A 1537-nucleotide genomic window follows, 5' to 3' on the forward strand; every position below is an offset into this window, starting at 1 on the left:
TGACTAATTGAGCCATTTTTTTGACAAACTCTGCAAATTTATCAATTTGTCCTGGAGGAGTATACAAATCATAAATAATCAGATAATTTTGATATTCAATATTGAGTTTATGCTGCTCTTTTTGTCGATAACTTAGGACTGATAAAGCAGTTACTAATTGAATACTACCTTGGCAGGTAATTATTCGTTTTACAAGCTTAGGATTAGTCATTGTTCTTATAATAAGATTTAACCTTGACCTGTGCTTTAATCAACAATTCACAAATTTCTCGAACTGCTCCTTGGCCACCTGCTAATTTGGTAACATACAGAGCCATATCTCGGTTTTCTGGTATCGCATCAGCAACAGTTAAGGGACATCCTACAGCTTCCATAACTGGTAAATCAATGATATCATCACCAACATAGGCAACTTGGAAAAGAGATAAACTCAACTCTTCACAGAGTTCTTTGAGAACAGCTAACTTATCTTCAACCGTGAAAAAGTTGTACTTGATTCCTAATTTTTTGACTCGATATTGGGTTGCCCTACAACTACTATTGGTAATAACAGCTACCTCAATTCCAGTCCGTTGCAGTAGCTTGATACCCATACCATCCTTGACATTAAATTTCCTTAGTTCTTCACCGCTTTCTGTGTAGTAAAGTCCGCCATCCGTCATCACACCATCTACATCTAGGGCTAGCAATTTTACCTGAGATAAATGTGTTTCTGAATTGTTACGCATTTAATTTATACTAAAACTAGCTAGCAAGGTACTCGCAAGGCAATATTTTCACGTTTTGGCATTAAAAAAAATTAACTGCACATTAGCTTAATTCAGGCTCAGGGATGTTGTTCATGAAAAACTTACTAAAGTTGTAGCGTTCAGAGCTAATTCATAAAGTAAATCTTAAGAAGTCTGAAAGCCTTGCTATGATTGTCTTTTGGTTATTAAATAGTTCAATTGTTCTATTTTAGCGCAAGCCTTATCCTACAAGGATTACAGCGAGTTTACAAATCAGCTCTCAAACTCCCACGAACGTTCAAAATTCCTTTTAGCACATTTTCCAATTCTGCCAAGGGTACCATATTCGGACCATCACTAAGTGCCATGTCAGGATTTTCATGAACTTCCATAAACAAAGCATCAATGCCAACTGCAGCCGCAGCTCTAGCCAAATAGGGAACAAAGTGTCGCTGTCCACCAGATTTATCTCCCTTTCCTCCTGGCATCTGAACGCTATGAGTGGAATCAAAAACCACTGGATAACCTAATTGACGCATCTGAGGTAAGGAGCGAAAGTCTACCACTAGGGTATTGTAACCAAAACTAGTACCCCGCTCAGTGAGTAAAATATTCTTGGCTCCCCCAGCTTCCAGTTTACTGACTACATTCTTCATATCCCAAGGGGCAAGAAACTGACCTTTTTTGACGTTAATTGCCCTACCTGTGGCAGCCGCAGCGATTAGCAAGTCAGTTTGGCGGCACAGAAAAGCTGGGATTTGCAGGACATCAACTACTTCAGCAACCGTTGCAGCTTGCTGACTTTCGTG

The 1537-nt window shown here is 39.1% G+C and carries 2 protein-coding genes and 1 pseudogene; all 3 read right to left on the reverse strand.

What is annotated here, in order from left to right:
* A pseudogene (locus F6K53_RS41600) lies at window positions 1-211 on the reverse strand (hypothetical protein); the annotation flags it as partial.
* Entirely contained in the window at window positions 204-728 is a 525-nt protein-coding gene (locus F6K53_RS41605) for an HAD-IIIA family hydrolase (protein ID WP_293086254.1), read from the reverse strand. The pseudogene F6K53_RS41600 and the gene F6K53_RS41605, both read right to left, overlap by 8 nt.
* Window positions 729-994: 266 nt before the next feature.
* The coding region (kdsA, locus tag F6K53_RS41610; protein ID WP_293086256.1) for a 3-deoxy-8-phosphooctulonate synthase at window positions 995-1537 on the reverse strand (543 nt) is incomplete at its 5' end.

Source organism: Moorena sp. SIO4A1 (assembly GCF_010672065.1).
Lineage (GTDB): Bacteria > Cyanobacteriota > Cyanobacteriia > Cyanobacteriales > Coleofasciculaceae > Moorena.

What these genes read in the sequence shown, in the direction of transcription:
- F6K53_RS41605 (WP_293086254.1), bottom strand. Translation starts at nt 728, where the DNA reads ATGCGTAACAATTCAGAAACACATTTATCTCAGGTAAAATTGCTAGCC.